This is a genomic window from Streptomyces lushanensis (assembly GCF_001700515.1).
Taxonomy (GTDB): domain Bacteria; phylum Actinomycetota; class Actinomycetes; order Streptomycetales; family Streptomycetaceae; genus Streptomyces; species Streptomyces lushanensis.
On the sequence record NZ_MAUD01000104.1, the window covers coordinates 20003 to 38498 of the forward strand.

Below are 18496 nucleotides of genomic sequence, written 5' to 3' on the forward strand. Positions count from 1 at the left end.
ATCGACCGACTATCGACACAGGAGTCCGGAACCCGTGACCACCCTTGCGCTCGGACCAAGCTGGCTGGACCCGGACTATCTGATCGGGACCTTCGGGCTCATCGGTGTTCTGGCCATCGTCTTCGCCGAGTCCGGCCTTCTCATCGGTTTCTTCCTGCCGGGTGACTCGCTCCTCTTCACCACCGGCCTGCTGGTGACGGCGGGCACGCTCGACTACCCCCTGTGGCTCGTCTGTGTCCTGGTGGTGTTCGCCGCGATCATCGGTGACCAGGTCGGCTATCTCTTCGGCCGGAAGGTCGGCCCGGCGCTCTTCAAGCGCCCGGACTCCCGGCTCTTCAAGCAGGAGAACGTCGAGAAGGCGCACGAGTTCTTCGAGAAGTACGGTCCCAAGTCGCTGGTCCTGGCGCGGTTCGTGCCCGTCGTGCGGACGTTCACGCCGATCATCGCCGGTGTGAGCCGGATGAACTACCGCTCGTTCATCATCTTCAACGTCATCGGCGGCACGCTCTGGGGCGCGGGTGTCACCCTGCTCGGGGCCGCGCTCGGCAAGATCGCGTTCGTCAACAAGCACATCGAGATGATCCTGATCGCCATCGTGCTGATCTCGGTACTGCCGATCGTGATCGAGTTCCTGCGGGCCCGCTCCAAGTCCAGGAAGGCCGCCCTGACCGCCGGTCACCAGGACCCGGCCGCGTCCTCCTCGGACACTCCCGGCGCTCCGGGCGGCGGCCGTGGCCGCCACGCCAAGCGCTGACCCGGCCGCCGCCGCGCCCGTGAGCCGGGCCGAGGGGCCGGTACGTGTCCGCGTCAGAAGCCGCGCGTCCGCTTGGCCGCGCGGCGGCTCGATGCCCGGCCCGCTCCCGGCACCGTGAGGAACAGCCGGGAGATCTCACCGCCGAGATTCACGCCGATCGCGATCGCCAGGGCCAGCGCCGCCGCCTTGGACAGCGAGGTCAGCCCGCGGTCCGGGTTGTTCTGCGCGATGCCCAGCAGCCCGAAGTAGGTCGCCGAGCCCGGCAGCAGCGGCCCGATCGCCGCCGTGACGTACGGCAGCGCCGAGGCGTACTGGTAGCGCGAGAAGAGCTGGCCGAACAGCCCCACCAGACCGGCCGCCACGGCCGTCGCGGCCACCGGCGAGATCCCGCCCGTGTCGTGCAGTGCCGCGTAGACGACCCAGGCGATACCGCCGTTGAGGGACACCATCAGCACAGTGGAACGTTCCTGCTGGAGCAGGATCGCGAAGGTGAAGCTCAGCACCACGGCCGCGAGGATCTGCACCACGGGACGCTCCGCCGTGTGCGGCGCGGCGTCCGGGTTGAGCTGCGCGTCGAGCTGCACCCCCAGATACAGCACGGTCAGCACACCGATGATGATCGCGATGAAGAAGTACATCACCTCCAGCAGCCGCGCCGAGGCGGTGATGTAGTAGCCCGTCAGCCCGTCCTGCACGCCCGCCACCAGTGCCCGTCCCGGCAGCAGCGCGAAGAGACCGCCCGTGATCACGGCGGAGGGCCGCACCTCCCACTGCGCGGCCGAGCCCACCAGTGTCAGCGCCACCCCCATCGCCGCGGGCGGCATCGCGGCCACCACGAACTGGTAGAACTCCGGCAGCCCGCGGCCCGCGCACAGCCAGGCCAGCCGGTCCCCGAGCATCGCGCCGAACGCCGCCGCCACGAACACCAGAAGCCCACCGCCGACCAGCACGGACGCGGAGCCCGCCAGCACCCCGCTCGCCACGGTCAGCACCCAGCCCGGATACGGATGCCGGTTGCGGCGGATCACCGCCAGCCGCCGGTACGCCTCCTCCAGCGTGATGTCCGTGTCCCCGCTGGTGATGTCGTCGATCAGCGTGAAGACGGCGGAGAGCCGGGTGTAGTCGGTGCCCCGCCGCCGCACCGTCCTGCTGGCCGTCACCGGATCCTCCACCAGCGACGGCTGATGGGAGATCGACAGCAGGGTGAAGGTGACGTTGGGCTCGCAGCGGTCGAGTCCGTACGCGCGGCTCACCGCGAACATCGCGGCCTCGACATCCTCGGCGCCCTCGCCGCCGGCCAGCAGCAGCTCGCCGATACGGAGCGTCAGATCCAGTACGCGCGGTACGGCGGGCCCGTTGCCGTCGTGCCGCTGCACCGTCTCCGGTACGGGCCGCTCGCCGGCCGGCATCCGCAGCAGCGTACGCATCCGGTCCTGCCAGGGAGCGCCCTTGGCCGGTATCACCGCGGGGACGCCGCCGGAGACTCCGGCGGGAACACCGGAGGGCAGGGCGACGGGCGCGGCGACGGTGTGCGGCTTGCGGGCGCCACCGCCCGGCCCGGGGCCGGTCCCGTTCCTCCGCTCGGCCCGTGGCGCACCGAAGGCCGAGCGACCGGGCGCGGGCTGCTGCTCCGTACCCAGTCCCCCGGGAAGCGCGAACTCCGATGTCGGGTGGCCGTCCCCGGAGAGCGCCGGCCGCTCCGTGCCGTGCGGCGGTGTGAAGGCACTGTGCGCCTCGTCCGGCTGAGGCTTCCGCTCCTCGGGGCCGTCCGGCCCGGCCACCACTGTCGACGCCGTCACTCACTCGCTCCCTGTCGTACTCGCTCTCGTGTTCTGCTTCCGCCGATCTGTTCGTAGCTCCGCGTCTGCCCAGTATGAGCACGGACATGGGCAGTCACACCCGCACCCGTGCCCGCGTCCGCATCACACCCACGCGCCTCCGGCACACGTCGGCGCGGGCGTCGGCGCGGGCGTCCGCGCACACGGACGGGCGGCGCACCTCCCGAGAGGTACGCCGCCCGTCGTGGTGACCGGCCGTCCGGCCGGTCACACGGAGAAGGAGTGCGCGCTCAGTGCGCGCCGCCCTGCGCCTCAAGTCGCTTGTACGAGGCCTCGATCTCGGCCTCGGCCTCGGCGCGGCCGACCCACTCGGCACCCTCGACCGACTTGCCGGGCTCCAGGTCCTTGTAGACCTCGAAGAAGTGCTGGATCTCCAGGCGGTCGAACTCCGAGACATGGTGGATGTCCCGCAGGTGCTCCACGCGCGGGTCCGAGGCCGGGACGCAGAGCAGCTTGTCGTCCCCGCCGGCCTCGTCCGTCATCCGGAACATACCGATGGCACGGCACTTGATGAGGCAGCCCGGGAAGGTCGGCTCGTCCAGGATGACCAGCGCGTCCAGCGGGTCGCCGTCCTCACCGAGGGTGTTCTCCACGAAGCCGTAGTCGGCCGGGTAGCTGGTCGAGGTGAAGAGACGACGGTCAAGGCGGATCCGACCGGTCTCGTGATCCACCTCGTACTTGTTCCGCGAACCCTTAGGGATCTCGATGGTGACGTCGAACTCCACGGGTGGCTCCTCCATGATCAACACATATGTCCGGTGATACTGCGTCTTCGCGGAGGAGGACCCCCCGGACCGGCGGTCTGAAGGCCGCTTCTGGCCGGGGTGCCATGCTCGTGGCAAGGCGCAGTGATTAAGTGTCCCCCACGCAGCAGTGTGATCGCGAAAGGGGCTGGTCAGCCGTGCTTGAGCCGAAAGTGTGGCAGCTCACGGCAGGTTCCGTGGCGGCCGGTCTGGCGCTCGCGGCGGTCGCGGTGGCCGTGGCCGGCCCCTGGGACTCCGGTCAGCGTAAGGCCGAGCGGGAGTGGGCCGCCGCCCAGGGCCGTACGGGTGGCACACATCACGACCCGAGCGCCCCCCGTACACCCTCTCCCGCCCCCAGCGCTCCGGACGTGCTCTCCGTGCTCACCACCCGGAGCGCGGAGCCGGCGGCGGAGACGGCGGAGCTGGCGGCGGGACTGCGGAAGTCGCTCGGCCCGCTGCTGGACGACAAAGCCCTCGGCGGACTCCGTACGGCCTCGGTCGTGGACGCCGCCACCGGCAAGCCGCTGTACGGGAAGGCCGCGGACACCCCGATGACCCCGGCCTCCACCGTCAAGATCGCCACGACGGTCGCCGCGCTCTCCGCGCTCGGTCCCGACCACCGCATCGCCACCACGGTGACCGCCACCCGGGACGGCAGGACGCTCACCCTCGTCGGCGGCGGGGACGCCACGCTCGGCCGCGAGGGACTGCGCGCCCTGGCCGAGGACACCACGCGGGTGCTGCGCGACCGCGGCGTCACCAAGGTCACGCTGCACTACGACGCCTCTCTCTACTCGGGTCCCCGGGCCCATCCCATCGGCCCCAACGACAACATCGCGCCCGTCGACGCGCTGATGGCCGGGCAGGGCCGGCTCGACAGGTCCACCCGTGGACCCGCGCCGCGCAGCGGGGACCCGGCGGGCGACGCCGCCGACCTCTTCGCCGAGCTGCTGCGCGAGGCGGGTGTCCGTACCACCGCGCCCCCCACCGCGGCAAAATCCGCCAAGCCCGCCAAGCCCGGCGGGTCCGCCGGATCCGACGCGTCCGCCAGGAGCGCCGAGGTCGTCGCCAGGACCTACTCCCGGCCGCTCTCCGCCCTGGTCGAACGCACACTGACCGAGAGCGACAACGACGTCGCGGAGTCCCTGGCCCGCCAGACCGCGCTCGCCACGGGCCGCCCGGCGAGCTTCGCGGGTGCCGAACAGGCCGTCCGCGCCCAGCTCGGCAAGCTCGAAGTGCCTCTCGACGGCGCCCGTTTCGCCGACGGCAGCGGTCTGAACCGCAAGGACCGGGCCAGTGCGGCGCTGCTCACGTCCCTGCTGGCACGCGCGGCGGACCCGGACCATCCCGAGCTGCGTCCCGTTCTCACCGGGCTGCCCGTCGCCCGGTTCAGCGGCACTCTCCGGGACCGGTACCAGGACGCGGCGCCCGCGGCCGGACTGGTCCGGGCCAAGACCGGCACGCTCACCGGTGTGAACACCCTGGCGGGCACGGCCGTCGACTCCCGGGGCCGGCTGCTGGCCTTCGCGTTCATGGCGGGCTCCACCCCCTCGCCCGACGGGGCGCAGGCGGTCCTGGACCGGCTCTCCGCGTCCCTGGTCCGCTGAGCCCGGCCCGGCCCGAGCCCGGACGTCTCCCGGGCCAGGTCGGCCCGAGCCGGGCCGAGCCGGGTCGGCCCGAGCCCGCTCGTCTCCAGGTCCGGTCGGGCCCGGTCCGGTCGGGCCCGGCCCCGGGAAGGCCCTCCGACGGCCCAATCGGCTTCCCGGCCCCGGTCCCGGCCGGTCTTCGGGCCTGGTTACGGGGCGCCCGCGATCCCGTGGGGGACCGCAAGAGGGAAGATCCGGGCCACGGACACCTCACCGCTCCGCGGGCCGAGCACGTACGGTTGACGCATGACGAGCATCGGTGGTGCCGAGATGGTCGACTGGAATCTCGCGGTGGCGACCGCGACCCGCCTGGTACGGCCGGGGCCCGAGGTGACCCGGGACGAGGCGCGCGAGATCGTCGCCGAGCTGCGCAGGCATGCCAAGGCCTCGGAGGAGCACGTCCGCGGGTACACACGGATGATCCCCGACGGCCACGAGCCCCCGGACACCCCCGTCCTGGTGGTCGACCGGGCCGGCTGGGTGAAGGCGAACGTCGCGGGATTCCGCGAGCTGCTCAAGCCCTTGTTCGACAAGATGCTGGAGCGTCGCGCCGCCACTCCCGGCGGCGCCGTGCTCGGCGCCGTCGGCGGCAAGGTGACCGGCGTCGAGCTGGGCATGCTGCTGTCGTTCATGGCCTCCCGGGTGCTCGGCCAGTACGAGACGTTCGCGCCCGCCACCCGCGATCTTCCGGCCGGTGAGCACAGCGCGGGACGCCTTCTGCTCGTCGCCCCGAACATCGTCCATGTCGAGCGTGAACTGGACGTCGATCCGCACGACTTCAGGCTCTGGGTGGCGCTCCACGAGGAGACGCACCGTACGCAGTTCACCGGTGTGCCCTGGCTGCGGGACCATCTCCAGGGCGAGATCCAGTCCTTCCTGGAGGAGACCGAGGTCGACCCGATGACCGTGCTGGAGCGGCTGCGCGAGGCCGCCCAGTCGCTCGCGGGCGGCCGTCCCGAGGGCGAGGAGGACGAGCACGGCAGAAGCATCGTCGAACTGGTCCAGACGCCCGGCCAGCGCGAGATCCTCGGCAGGCTGACCGCGGTGATGTCCCTGCTCGAAGGGCACGCCGACTATGTGATGGACGGCGTCGGCCCCGAGGTCGTGGCCTCCGTCGCCGAGATCCGTGAGAAGTTCCAGCAGCGCAGGGCGCGGGGCGCCGGCCGGCTCGACCAGGCGCTGCGCAAGCTGCTCGGCCTCGACGCCAAGCTGCGCCAGTACCGCGACGGCGAACGGTTCGTACGGTCCGTCGTGGAGGAGGTCGGCATGGCCGGCTTCAACCGGGTCTGGACCTCGCCCAACACGCTCCCGACCAAGGCGGAGATCGCCACACCGGCGGACTGGATCGCGCGGGTGCACCGCAGGCCGGATTCATGAGCCCGATCCGGCGTGCGGCGGAAGCCCGATCCGGCTTCCGGCAGAAGTACGCCGCATGTATCACCCATCCGAGGGACCGTGAGTGAGGGATAGGCGTGCAATGCTCGGGTAATGGCTCGGTTCTGTCACCATCGACGCACTCTGAGTGACGCTCTCCGTCCGTACACCGACCGAGGCACCCCCCAAATAACATCACGAAGGGCACCGGACATGGGTCCCCATCCTGCGGTCGCGGCGATACGCCTGGCGGTCCGCCGCGTACTCCACGACGTCCTGACCGATCGCGCGGAAAATCCCCCGACCGTCCCCCCCTCCGCCGCCACGCCCGCCGCCCGCAGGCGGCCACTCGTGCTGGTCGCCTGCTCCGGCGGCGCCGACTCCATGGCGCTCGCGTCCGCGCTCGCCTTCGAGGCCCCCAAGCTCTCCGTACGGGCCGGTGCCGTCACCGTCGACCACGGTCTCCAGGCCGGCTCCGATCTGCGGGCCGCCGAGGTCGTGGCCCGGCTCAGCGCCATGCGGCTCGATCCCGTCGAGTCCGTCGCCGTGACCGTGGGCCGCGAGGGCGGGCCCGAGGCCGCCGCGCGCGACGCGCGCTACGCCGCCCTCGACGCCGCGGCCGAGCGCCACGGCGCCGCCGCCGTCCTGCTCGGCCACACCCGCGACGACCAGGCGGAGACCGTGCTGCTGGGCCTCGCCCGCGGCTCGGGCACCCGCTCCCTGTCCGGCATGGCGGCCGTCTCCGGGACGGCCGGCCGCTACCGGCGCCCCTTCCTCCAGCTCGACCGCCAGACCGCCCGCAAGGCCTGTCTGGTCCAGTCGATCCCGGTCTGGGACGACCCGCACAACAGCGATCCCGCGTACACCCGCTCACGGCTGCGCCACGAGGGCCTGCCCGCGCTGGAGAAATGTCTCGGCAAGGGTGTCGTGGAGGCCCTGGCCCGTACGGCGCAGCTCTCCCGCGACGACGCCGACGCGCTCGACGCCTGGGCCGCCGACGCGGACCGCGCCGTACGGGACGCGTCCGGGCTGCTGGATTGCGCCAAGTTGTACGCGCTCCCGCCCGCCGTCCGCCGCCGTGTGCTGCGCCGGGCGGTCATCGCCGCGGGCGCCCCCGCCGGATCGCTGTTCGCCCGTCACATCGAAGAGGTCGACCGCCTGATCACGGGCTGGCGCGGCCAGGGAGCCATCAACCTGCCCGGCCGCGTGGAGGCCAGGAGACAGGGTGGCAGACTGGTCGTCCGGCAGGGCTGAAGCGCGGAAGCACTACGGCTGTGTCTCCCGGGGCGCGAGTCCCGGACCCCCGGCCGACAACGAAAGTGATACGGGTGGACGACAAGGACATGGGCAACGACCTCCAGTCGGTGCTCATCACCAAGCAAGAGATCGACGCGAAGCTGGCCGAACTGGCCGCGAAGATCGACGCGGAGTACGCAGGCAAGGATCTGCTTCTCGTCGGGGTCCTCAAGGGCGCCGTGATGGTCATGGCGGATCTGGCACGCGCCCTGTCCACCCCTGTGACGATGGACTGGATGGCCGTCTCCTCGTACGGAGCCGGCACCCAGTCCTCCGGTGTGGTCCGGATCCTCAAGGACCTCGACACCGACATCAAGGGCAAGCACGTCCTGATCGTCGAGGACATCATCGACTCGGGTCTGACGCTGTCGTGGCTGCTCTCCAACCTCGGTTCGCGGGAGCCCGCGTCGCTGGAGGTGTGCACCCTGCTGCGCAAGCCGGATGCCGCGAAGGTCGCGATCGATGTGAAATGGATCGGCTTCGACATTCCCAATGAGTTTGTCGTCGGATATGGCCTGGATTACTCGGAAAAGTACCGCAACATGCCTTTTGTCGGGACACTCGCCCCGCATGTCTACGGCGGCTGAGGGTTGTCCGACAGGGCCTAGGGTCTTTCGGATCGGGCCCGATCCCGTTCGGATCCCGTCCGGCGCGGAAAGGCTCCGCGGCCGCCGGGAACCCCAGCGCATCTCGCGCCGTTGGAGCATGGGAAGACGGGTTTGTCAGCCGTCCCGTGCCATCGCGGGCCACAATGCTGGGGTACCGTCCGAAGAACAGTCTTTTCTCACAGCAGCATTTACCTACGGGCAGGAGGGACGGGGCGACTTCGCTCCGTATGGATGGACGTGAAGCGATACTTCCGTGGGCCGGTCATGTGGATCGTGCTGGCCGTCCTCGCCGTGGTCGTGTTGATGCAGGTCGTCGGCTCGTCGGGCGGCTACAAGACGGTGGACACCGGTGAGGTTGTCCAGGCGATCGACAAGAACCAGGCCGAGCAGGTCAAACTGACCACCGGCGACGAACAGATCATCAAGGTCGACCTCAAGAACGGTGTGAAGGTCAAGGGCAGCGACAAGATCCAGGCCAGCTATATCGGCAGCCAGGGATCCGCGCTGGCGGGCACTCTTCAGACCAAGTTCCAGAACGGCGACATCAGCAAGGGCTACACGGTCTCGCCCTCGAAGCAGAGCCCGTTCGTCTCGGTGCTGCTGTCTCTGCTGCCCTTCGTCCTGATCGTCGTGGTCTTCCTGTTCCTGATGAATCAGATGCAGGGCGGCGGCTCCCGGGTCATGCAGTTCGGGAAGTCCAAGGCCAAGCTCATCACCAAGGACACCCCGAAGACGACCTTCGCCGATGTGGCGGGATCCGACGAGGCGGTCGAGGAGCTCCACGAGATCAAGGAGTTCCTCCAGGAGCCGGCGAAGTTCCAGGCGGTCGGCGCCAAGATCCCGAAGGGCGTGCTGCTCTACGGCCCGCCCGGTACGGGCAAGACGCTGCTCGCCCGCGCTGTCGCGGGTGAGGCCGGTGTGCCGTTCTACTCGATCTCCGGCTCCGACTTCGTCGAGATGTTCGTCGGTGTCGGTGCCTCCCGGGTGCGCGACCTCTTCGAGCAGGCCAAGGCGAACGCTCCGGCGATCGTCTTCGTGGACGAGATCGACGCCGTCGGCCGGCACCGCGGCGCGGGTCTGGGCGGCGGACACGACGAGCGCGAGCAGACTCTGAATCAGCTCCTTGTGGAGATGGACGGCTTCGACGTGAAGGGCGGCGTCATCCTGATCGCCGCCACGAACCGGCCCGACATCCTCGACCCGGCGCTGCTGCGTCCCGGCCGCTTCGACCGGCAGATCGCCGTCGACCGTCCGGACATGCAGGGCCGGCTGGAGATCCTCAAGGTCCATCAGAAGGGCAAGCCGGTCGCACCGGACGTCGATCTGGGCGCGGTCGCCCGTCGTACGCCCGGCTTCACCGGCGCGGATCTGGCGAACGTGCTGAACGAAGCGGCGCTCCTGACGGCGCGCAGCGACAAGAAGCTGGTCGACAACCACGCTCTGGACGAGGCGATCGACCGCGTCGTGGCGGGCCCGCAGAAGCGGACCCGGATCATGTCCGAGAAGGAGAAGAAGATCACCGCGTACCACGAGGGCGGACACGCCCTGGTCGCCGCGGCGTCTCCGAACTCCGACCCGGTGCACAAGATCACGATCCTGTCCCGAGGACGGGCCCTGGGCTACACCATGGTCCTGCCCGACGAGGACAAGTACTCGACCACGCGCAACGAGATGCTCGACCAGCTCGCCTACATGCTGGGCGGGCGGGCGGCCGAGGAGCTGGTCTTCCACGACCCGACCACCGGCGCGGCCAACGACATCGAGAAGGCCACCGCCACGGCACGTGCGATGGTCACGCAGTACGGCATGACCGAGCGGCTCGGCGCGATCAAGTTCGGCGGCGACAACACGGAGCCGTTCCTCGGCCGGGAGATGGCGCATCAGCGCGACTACTCGGAAGAGGTCGCGGCACTGGTCGACGAAGAGGTCAAGAAGCTCATCGAGACCGCGCACAACGAGGCCTGGGAGATCCTCGTCGAGAACCGTGACGTTCTCGACAATCTGGTTCTGGCGCTCCTGGAGAAGGAGACACTCAACAAGGACCAGATCGCCGAGGTCTTCGCGACCGTCGTGAAGCGCCCGTCCCGCCCGGCCTGGACCGGCTCCTCGCGTCGTACGCCTTCGACGCGTCCGCCGGTGCTCTCGCCGAAGGAGCTGGCGCTGACCAACGGCGCGGCCGGTGCGAACGGCGGAATGCCCGCCGGGACCAATGGCGACACCTCCACCGAGGCCCTCCCCGAGGAGCGCCCGGAGAGCTGATCCCGGACCTCTCGTACGGCCCGGAATGGATGCCGCGCCTCCCAGGTTTTAGCCTGTGGGAGCGCGGCATTCTTATGCCCGCCCACCAAGGACGGCACAGGAACGAGGCACACATGACCGACCCGGTGACGCTGGAGGGCGCGAGCCCCGTCCGCGAATTCGACGAGAAGCGGGCCGAGAATGCGGTGCGTGAGCTGCTGATCGCGGTCGGGGAGGACCCGGACCGCGAGGGTCTGCGCGCGACCCCGGGCCGGGTGGCACGGGCGTACAGGGAGATATTCGCGGGACTGTGGCAGACGCCCGAGGATGTGCTGACGACGACGTTCGATCTCGGCCATGACGAGATGGTGCTCGTGAAGGACATCGAGGTGATGTCCTCATGCGAACATCACCTTGTCCCGTTCGTGGGTGTCGCCCATGTCGGCTACATCCCTTCGGCGGACGGGAAGATCACCGGTCTGTCGAAGCTGGCCCGGCTGGTGGATGTCTATGCCCGTCGGCCGCAGGTCCAGGAGCGGCTGACGACCCAGATCGCCGACTCGCTGATGGAGATCCTGGATCCGCGGGGGGTGATCGTGGTCATCGAGTGCGAGCACATGTGCATGACCATGCGCGGAGTGCGCAAGCCCGGCGCGAAGACGATCACTTCGGCGGTCCGTGGCCAGTTGCGCGTGCCGGCGACCAGGGCCGAGGCGATGAGTCTGATCATGGCCCGCTGACCGGCCCGGCCGGAGCCGACGGCCGGTGTGGTCCGGGCAGGTCAGACCGGGCCGACGGGCGCCGTGCCGTGTTTGTCGTGATCGTTGTCGTCCGGGCCCTCCGGGAGTTTGCAGACGCGCTCCAGGAAGAAGGCCGCGACGATCACCGCGAGGCCCGCCAGTACGGAGAAGCCGGCGTAGACGGCCTGGTCGCGGCGGGAGGGGATGTCCAGATGGCCGAGCAGATACACGCCCGTACCGCCGTAGATCCCGGAGACCAGGGCCGCCACCAGGGCGCTGGCCTGGCCGAAGACCACCGCGCGGGCCGCCATCAGAGGATCGACGCCCTTGGCGTCCGGGCGCCGCTCGCGCTGGGCGCGTAGCCGGGAGCGCAGGGAGAGCGCGGTCGCGGTGAGCACGACGGCGATCACGGCGAGGACGATGGGTGCCGCGAGCGGCACGCTCGGCAGGGTGCCGAACGAGTCCCAGAGGCGGGCCCCGGCCCAGGAGAGCACACCGGCCACCACGAACAGGCCGGCCAGGACGCCGATCCGCAACTGCTTCACCGAGAGAGCCGCCCTTCGCCTTGCTGTACCGACCCGCTGAGCCTAACGACTACTCGGGCAGGCGGAGTTCCAGATCGGTCCTGGGCCGCACTCCACCGCGGCCGACCGACGAGAGCAGTTCGGCGACCGCGCCATGGCCCGGCACCTGTGCCTCCGGCTCCACGTCGTGCCACGGGGCGAGGACGAAGGCCCGCTCATGGGCCCGGGGATGGGGAAGGGTGAGCAGCGGATCGTCCGAGACGACATCCGCGTACGCGAGGATGTCCACATCGATGGTGCGCGGGCCCCACCGCTCGTCGCGCACCCGGTCGAACGCCTCCTCGATGGCCTGGCCGCGCTCCAGCAGGGACGACGGCGGCAGTGTCGTCCTGATCACGACCACCGCGTTGAAGTACGTGGGCTGGGAGCCCGGTTCGACGCCCCAGGGCTCGGTCTCGTACACCGGGGAGACCGCCTTGACCCGCAGTCCGGGGGTGTCCTCCAGCGCGTCGATGGCGCCCTGGAGCGTCTCCAGCCGGTTGCCGAGGTTGGAGCCGAGGGAGACCACGGCCCGTTTCGGATTGGAGAGCGTGGTGTCCGCCGCGTCCACCTGGGCGACCACGGAGGCGGGTACCGGCTGTACGGTCGGGTCGCTCTGCGGCCCGTCGGCTGAGAACAGGTTCATACTCGGCTCCGGGTGATGGTGACGGTCACATCGTCGAAGGGGACGGCGATCGGGGCGTCGGGCTTGTGGACGACCACCTCGACCTCCTGGACGCCGTCGTGCTTCAGGCACCGCTGGGCGATGCGCTCGGCCAGGGTCTCGATCAGATCGACCGGCTCTCCCCGGACGATCTCGACGACCTCCTCGGCCACGATCCCGTAGTGCACGGTCTTCGCCAGGTCGTCGTCGGCTGCCGCGGGGCGGGTGTCCAGGCCGAGCACCACGTCCACGATGAAGGTCTGCCCCTCTTCACGCTCCCGGGGGAAGACGCCATGGTGCCCACGGGCCTTGAGGCCGCGCAGCGCGACACGATCCACGCGAATCACTCCTGCTGTCGTTGGTCTCGGGGCACCTGTCCGGTCAAGGGCGGCACCGTGCCCCCGTTTGAATCTACCCGCGAGCGCCGACACCGTTCCCCCGCGGGGGACGGGCGGTGTGTCACATGGGCCGTGACCACCGCCGTCCACCGCTGCCGGTATCCCGTTCACAGGGGCCGCCTACCCACTCAGGCGGGTGTCTCGTCGTCCGGTTCGTCATCGGTTTCGGTCAGAACGGGTGAACCGTGATGCGACCAGAGCTTCCAGCCCTCGGGCGTACGCCGGAACACGTTGGTGGCGACGACGAGCTGGCCGACGAGCGGTCCCAGCTCGCCGCTCTCCTCGGCCGGGCCGCCGCTGAGGATGTTCTCGGTGCAGGTCACCAGGGCGGTGTCGGCGGCGACGGAGACCGTGACATCGGTGAGGAAGAACTGGATGTACTCGGTGTTCGCCATGATCAGGGCGTACGAGCGCAGGACGTCGCCGCGGCCGGTCAGAACCGGCCAGCCAGGATGGACACAGGAGATCTCGTCGTCGTCGTCCAGCCAGAGCCCGGACAGCGAGTCGAGGTCGCCGCGCTCCATGGCCTCGTAGAAGGTGGTGTTGGCCTGCTCGACCCGCTCGTTGTCCGTGAGGGCGGTCACCGGGCGGCGCCCTCGACCGCGCGGGCCACGCGGACCGCGTCGGCCGTCGCCCGCACCTCATGGACCCGGACCGCCCAGGCGCCCTGGTGCGCGGCGATGGCGGAGACGGCCGCGGTGGCCGCGTCGCGTTCACGGGCGGGCGGCGGGGCGCCTTCGCCGACGGCCAGAACACGGCCGAGGAATCGCTTGCGGGAGGCGGCGACCAGCAGCGGACGGCCCAGGGAGCGCAGCTCCGGCAGATGGGCGAGGAGCGCCAGATCGTGTTCGGCCTGTTTGGCGAAGCCCAGACCGGGGTCGATGACGAGGTACTCGGGGCCGATACCGCCGGCGATCACCGCGTCCATCCGGGCGCGCAGCTCGGTCACGACCTCCCCGACGACGTCCGTGTAGACGGCCCGGCTGTTCATGTCCTGGCTGAAGCCGCGCCAGTGCATCACCACGAAGGGCACCCGGGCGGCGGCGACCGCGGGCACCATGGCCGGGTCGGCGAGCCCGCCGCTGACGTCGTTGACGAGGACGGCGCCGGCCGCGACGGCCTGCTCGGCGACGGAGGCGCGCATGGTGTCGACGGAGACGGTGACGCCCTCGGCCGCGAGGCCCCGTACGACCGGTACGACGCGCCTCAGCTCCTCGTCCTCGTCGACCCGGGTGGCGCCGGGCCGGGTCGACTCGCCGCCGACGTCGACCAGATCGGCGCCCTCGGCGACCAGATCGAGGCCGCGCTTGACCGCGGCGGTGGTGTCGAACCAGCGACCGCCGTCGGAGAAGGAGTCGGGTGTCACATTGACGACGCCCATGACCGCGCAGCGGTCCCACCCCGGCAGGCCCTCGACGGTGCCCCGTCCACGCAACGTACTCATATGCCCACCCTAGGCCGTGTCCGGCACATCGCGTCGTCCGCCCGCGGGGCGGGGAGGGCTCAGACGGGCGTGGTGTGGGCGCACGGGCGGCGGCGGTCACGGGCCGGACGGCGCAGCGGGCGCGGCAGGGTGATCGTCACGAAGCCCTCCGCCCGCATCGCGGCGAAGCCGATCCTGGGCAGCTCGCCGGTGGAGCGGAAGACGACGTACCGGGGCTCCCAGCGCGGCTGGAACTTCGCGTTGAAGCGGTACAGCGACTCGATCTGGAACCAGCGGGAGAGGAAGACGAGCAGAGCGCGCCAGCCGCGCAGCACCGGCCCCGCGCCGAGCCGCTCGCCGCGGGCCAGCGCCGAGCGGAACATGGCGAAGTTGAGGGAGACACGTGCCACGCCCAGTCCGGGCGCGGCCCGCAGCGCGGCGACGATCAGCAGTTCGTTCATGCCCGGGTCGGCGGTGCGGTCGCGGCGCATCAGATCGAGGGACATGCCGTCCGTACCCCAGGGCACGAAGTGCAGGACGGCCCGGAGATCGCCGTACGGTCCTGGCCCGGGTGCGCCGGGGGCGCAGGGCCGGTGCGCGGTGGCGATCACCGAGTCGCCGTCCGCCGGGTCGCCGATCCGGCCGAGCGCCATGGAGAAGCCGCGCTCGGTGTCGGTGCCGCGCCAGTGGTCGGCGGCGCCGCGGATCCTGGCCAGCTCCGCTTCGGAGAGATCAGCGACGCGCCGTACCCGTGTTTCGTAGCCCGCGCGTTCGATGCGCTTGACCATCTGGCGTACGTTCCGCATGGCGCGTCCGTGCAGGGAGAAGTCCGGTACGTCCACCACCGCCTCGTCGCCCAGCTCCAGCGCGTCGAGTCCGGTCTCACGGGTCCAGACCTCGCCGCCGGTCTCGCTGCACCCCATGACGGCGGGTGTCCACGAGTGGGCCCTGGCCTCGTCCATGAAGCGTTCGATGGCGCCCGGCCAGGCCTCGACGTCGCCGAGGGGATCGCCGCTGGCGAGCATCACTCCGGAGACGACGCGGTAGCAGACGGCGGCCTTGCCGCTGGGGGAGAAGACGACGCCCTTGTCGCGGCGGAGCGCGAAGTGGCCGAGGGAGTCGCGGTGGCCGTGGCGCGCGAGCAGGGCGCGCAGCCGCCGCTCGTCCTCCTCGGTCAGACGCGCGGCCGGGTGTTCCGGGCGGAAGGCGAGGTACATGGTGGTGAGGGCGGTGAGCAGGCCGAGCGCGCCGAGCGAGTAGCCGACGGTCCAGTCCACGCTGCCGGTGTAGTCGACGGGGCCCTGCGCGCCGAACAGGCCGTACAGCACATGTTCGAGACGGTCCGTCAGACCGGGGTCGCCGAGGGTCCGGTGCGGATGGGCGCTGACGATGACCAGACCGAGACCGAGGGAGCCGGCACCCATCAGGACGAAGTTCGCCAGGGCCTTCCAGCGGCTGCGCGGATCGGGCAGGGCCGCGAACTCGCCCCGGTGCCGCAGCAGAAGGGTGAACAGGACGAGCGAGAGCAGGGCGCCGACGAGGGAGTGCCGGTAGCCGAACTGGGACACGGCGCCCGCGGGCAGCAGGACGACCGCGGCCCGCCAGGCGCGGCGCTTGCGCCGTTTGAGGCCATGGGCGAGCAGCAGCAGAAGGACACCGGCGCTCAGGGAGAGCGCGGCGGCGAACGGGCCGAGGGCTCCCGGGAGCACCTCCGCGAAGCTGTGCATCCTGCTGTGGCGGAAGCGGGGGAAGACACCGGCGGCGATGTCGACGAGACCGATCAGGGCGCAGGCGGTGCCGACACGCGCGGGCACCGACTCGGGACGCGGACCTCGCCACAGCCGTGGCAGACGGCGGAACAGCCGCGGCGGGCGCGGGGACAGGTCCCGAACGCGGTGGAACGGAGGCGGTACGTCGGGGAGCGGGCGGCCCGTCAGCCGATCGGCGGGTATCGCCGGGGTGTGGCGCGGCCGAGTCGGAGCCGATTCCGATTTGTCCCCATCTAGCGTCTCAGACATCGCTTCCCGTGGCTCCGCGAGAGAGTGTGGTGTCCGAGTCCGCCTCTTCTGTGCGGCACCGGACATTTTGCGATCTCTAGGACGGGGCTTTCGGGGGGCGGGTTCCTCCGCGTTCGGGAAAATCTCACGGGAGAAAGCTCGGTGGACATGGGTCTTACCAGCCGTAAAGTCCTCGCCCTGGCCGTCCTGCTGGCCGTGCTGCTGTTCTTCGCCACGGTCTGGCTGTGGCCGCGGCTGTCCGCGCGTACCGCGCGTGCCGTGTTCGGCCGTGTGGGTCTGCTGTTCGCCACTCAGGTGACGCTCTTCATGGCCGTCGGTCTGGTGGCGAACCAGTACTTCCTCTTCTACGGCTCCTGGCGGGACCTCTTCGGCCAGGAGCAGGAGCTGGGAGCGGTCGTCGGCCGGGCGGGCAACGGCAGGAACATCACGGTGATGGACACCCAGCGCTCGCCCGTGCCGGGAAGCAAGCAGCCCACGGTGGCCGGCCAGATCCAGAAGATCGCCGTCGGCGGCCCGAGGTCCGGGATCGACAGCACCGCGTACGTCTATCTGCCGCCCGAGTACTTCCAGCACCACTTCTCGCGGCTGTCCTTCCCCGCGACGGTGGTGCTCACCGGCTATCCCGGTGTGGCGGAGAATCTGATCAAGGGCCTGAACTATCCGAGGACCGCCTGGGAGCTGGCCAGGAAGGGCAAGATGCAGCCGATGGTCCTGGTGATGCTGCGGCCCACCGTGGCGCCCCCGAGGGACACCGAGTGCGTGGACGTGCCCGGCGGTCCGCAGACCGAGACCTTCTTCGCCAGGGATCTGCCGCTGGCGGTGTCACGGACGTACCGCGTCAAGAGCGAGCCGCGCAACTGGGGCATCATCGGCAACTCCACCGGAGGCTACTGCGCGCTGAAGATCGCTCTGCACCATCCGGAGCGGTATTCGGTGGGCGCGGGACTCTCCGCGGACTACAAGGCGGCGGAGGACCCGACCACCGGTGACCTCTTCCACGGCGACCAGCGGCTGAGGAACCGGGCCGATCTGCTCTGGAGCCTGGAGCATCTCCCGCAGGGCAACTCGTCCCTGCTCGTCACCAGTTCCAGGAAGGGCGAGCGCAATCTCCGGGCCACCCGGGAGTTCATCAGCAAGGTCAGACCGCCCGCGCAGGTGTCGTCGATCATCCTCGACAGCGGCGCGCACAACTTCAACACCTGGCGCAGGGAGATCCCGTCGGCGCTGGAGTGGATGAGCGGCCGGCTCAGCGCCGACTGAGGCTGATCGTCTCCAGTTCCACCTCGGTACGGGGGATGTCGTGCGCGTCCGCGTCGATGGAGCGGCGCAGCGCCTCGTGCAGCCGCGCGGGCGTGAGGACGCCCAGGAACCGTCCGGTCTCCTCCTTGTCGATGACCGCGATCCATCCGGCGTCGTGCTGGAGCATCGTGGCGAACGCCTGTTTGAGCGAGGCACCGAGCGGCAGCCACGCGTCCATCCGGCGGGCGTGCTCCCGTACGGTCCCGGTCCTGGACGAGCCGGTCCGGTCGGTGGAGATCCAGCCGTGCAGATTGTCCTTCGAGTCCAGGACGACGGCCCAGCGCGCGCCCTCCTCGGCGAGCTTCGCGGCGGCGCCGCGGAGCGGGTCGTCGAGATGCAGGACGGGCGGCTGTTCGAGATCGCCCTCCTCGATGGGGGTGACGGAGAGCCGCTTGAGACCGCGGTCGGCGCCCACGAAGTCCGCGACATACGGTGTGGCGGGAGTGCCGAGCACGGCGGCGGGAGCATCGAACTGTTCGATCCTGCCCTGTCCGTAGACGGCGATCCGGTCGCCGAGACGGACGGCCTCCTCGATGTCGTGCGTGACGAACAGCACAGTCTTGCGGACGGCCGCCTGGAGCTTGAGGAACTCGCTCTGGAGATGGTCGCGTACGACGGGATCGACCGCGCCGAACGGCTCGTCCATCAGCAGGACGGGCGGGTCGGCGGCCAGGGCGCGGGCCACCCCGACGCGCTGGCGCTGGCCGCCGGAGAGCTGCTCGGGATAGCGGTCGCCGTAGACGGACGGGTCGAGACCGACCAGGTCGAGCAGTTCGGCGGCGCGCCGGCGGCCCTTGGCGCGCTGCCAGCCGAGGAGATGCGGAACGGTCGCGGTGTTCTCCAGGACTGTCTTGTGCGGGAAGAGCCCGACCTGCTGGATGACATAGCCGATAC

Annotated in this window: 17 protein-coding genes; 8 read left to right on the forward strand and 9 right to left on the reverse strand. The window is 70.5% G+C overall.

Going from position 1 to position 18496, the window contains the following annotated elements; genetic code table 11:
- Positions 1 to 34 precede the first annotated feature (34 nt).
- Positions 35 to 754 (forward strand): DedA family protein, encoded by a 720-nt coding sequence (locus tag BFF77_RS10045; protein WP_066946588.1) that lies wholly within the window; start codon positions 35 to 37, stop codon positions 752 to 754.
- A gap of 53 nt (positions 755 to 807) precedes the next feature.
- Here BFF77_RS10045 and BFF77_RS10050 read toward each other — a convergent pair whose 3' ends face one another.
- Together BFF77_RS10050 and BFF77_RS10055 are read right to left on the reverse strand one after the other, a co-directional pair.
- A complete protein-coding gene (locus BFF77_RS10050; RefSeq protein ID WP_066946590.1) occupies positions 808 to 2538 on the reverse strand; it encodes a threonine/serine exporter family protein in 1731 nt (576 codons plus the stop codon).
- 284 nt (positions 2539 to 2822) lie between these two features.
- Positions 2823 to 3317, reverse strand: a complete 495-nt coding sequence (locus tag BFF77_RS10055; protein WP_046504875.1) for an inorganic diphosphatase — start codon at positions 3315 to 3317, stop codon at positions 2823 to 2825.
- Between the two features lie 176 nt (positions 3318 to 3493).
- Here BFF77_RS10055 and dacB point away from each other — a divergent pair, with 176 nt between their 5' ends.
- From dacB to folE, 6 genes are all read left to right on the forward strand, one after another.
- A complete protein-coding gene (dacB, locus tag BFF77_RS10060; RefSeq protein WP_066946593.1) occupies positions 3494 to 4942 on the forward strand; it encodes a D-alanyl-D-alanine carboxypeptidase/D-alanyl-D-alanine endopeptidase in 1449 nt (482 codons plus the stop codon).
- 285 nt (positions 4943 to 5227) lie between these two features.
- The gene (locus BFF77_RS10065; protein ID WP_066946596.1) at positions 5228 to 6358 is read left to right on the forward strand and encodes a zinc-dependent metalloprotease; all 1131 of its coding nucleotides are present in this window, start codon (positions 5228 to 5230) and stop codon (positions 6356 to 6358) included.
- Between the two features lie 210 nt (positions 6359 to 6568).
- Positions 6569 to 7609, forward strand: a complete 1041-nt coding sequence (gene tilS / locus BFF77_RS10070; RefSeq protein ID WP_066946602.1) for a tRNA lysidine(34) synthetase TilS — start codon at positions 6569 to 6571, stop codon at positions 7607 to 7609.
- A gap of 89 nt (positions 7610 to 7698) precedes the next feature.
- A complete protein-coding gene (gene hpt, locus BFF77_RS10075; RefSeq protein WP_066946633.1) occupies positions 7699 to 8238 on the forward strand; it encodes a hypoxanthine phosphoribosyltransferase in 540 nt (179 codons plus the stop codon).
- 252 nt (positions 8239 to 8490) lie between these two features.
- Complete coding sequence (gene ftsH, locus BFF77_RS10080; protein WP_066946605.1) at positions 8491 to 10518, forward strand: ATP-dependent zinc metalloprotease FtsH; 2028 nt, start codon at positions 8491 to 8493, stop codon at positions 10516 to 10518.
- Positions 10519 to 10631: 113 nt separating this feature from the next.
- Positions 10632 to 11237, forward strand: coding sequence for a GTP cyclohydrolase I FolE (gene folE / locus BFF77_RS10085; protein WP_066946607.1), 606 nt, complete (start codon positions 10632 to 10634; stop codon positions 11235 to 11237).
- A gap of 41 nt (positions 11238 to 11278) precedes the next feature.
- Here the strand turns inward: folE and BFF77_RS10090 are convergent, their stop codons facing one another.
- From BFF77_RS10090 to BFF77_RS10115, 6 genes are all read right to left on the reverse strand, one after another.
- Complete coding sequence (locus BFF77_RS10090; RefSeq protein WP_066946609.1) at positions 11279 to 11782, reverse strand: DUF3180 domain-containing protein; 504 nt, start codon at positions 11780 to 11782, stop codon at positions 11279 to 11281.
- A 49-nt stretch (positions 11783 to 11831) separates the two neighbouring features.
- Positions 11832 to 12446 (reverse strand): 2-amino-4-hydroxy-6-hydroxymethyldihydropteridine diphosphokinase, encoded by a 615-nt coding sequence (gene folK / locus BFF77_RS10095; RefSeq protein WP_066946612.1) that lies wholly within the window; start codon positions 12444 to 12446, stop codon positions 11832 to 11834.
- Positions 12443 to 12802 (reverse strand): dihydroneopterin aldolase, encoded by a 360-nt coding sequence (gene folB / locus BFF77_RS10100; RefSeq protein WP_066946615.1) that lies wholly within the window; start codon positions 12800 to 12802, stop codon positions 12443 to 12445. The genes folK and folB overlap by 4 nt, the downstream gene beginning before the upstream one ends.
- 188 nt (positions 12803 to 12990) lie before the next feature.
- Positions 12991 to 13446, reverse strand: coding sequence for a nuclear transport factor 2 family protein (locus BFF77_RS10105; protein WP_066946617.1), 456 nt, complete (start codon positions 13444 to 13446; stop codon positions 12991 to 12993).
- On the reverse strand, positions 13443 to 14306 hold the full coding sequence (folP, locus tag BFF77_RS10110; protein WP_066946620.1) for a dihydropteroate synthase: 864 nt from the start codon (positions 14304 to 14306) through the stop codon (positions 13443 to 13445). Before folP ends, BFF77_RS10105 begins: the two co-directional genes overlap by 4 nt.
- 59 nt (positions 14307 to 14365) lie before the next feature.
- Positions 14366 to 16303, reverse strand: coding sequence for a phosphatidylglycerol lysyltransferase domain-containing protein (locus tag BFF77_RS10115; protein ID WP_079124994.1), 1938 nt, complete (start codon positions 16301 to 16303; stop codon positions 14366 to 14368).
- A 147-nt stretch (positions 16304 to 16450) separates the two neighbouring features.
- Between BFF77_RS10115 and BFF77_RS10120 the strand changes: the two genes are divergently transcribed.
- Positions 16451 to 17563 (forward strand): alpha/beta hydrolase, encoded by a 1113-nt coding sequence (locus BFF77_RS10120; RefSeq protein ID WP_066946623.1) that lies wholly within the window; start codon positions 16451 to 16453, stop codon positions 17561 to 17563.
- On the opposite strand, the gene BFF77_RS10125 is transcribed toward BFF77_RS10120, so the two are convergent.
- On the reverse strand, positions 17550 to 18496 hold a 947-nt coding region (locus BFF77_RS10125), incomplete at its 5' end, for an ATP-binding cassette domain-containing protein (RefSeq protein ID WP_066946625.1). The two genes, BFF77_RS10120 and BFF77_RS10125, sit on opposite strands and share 14 nt — an antisense overlap.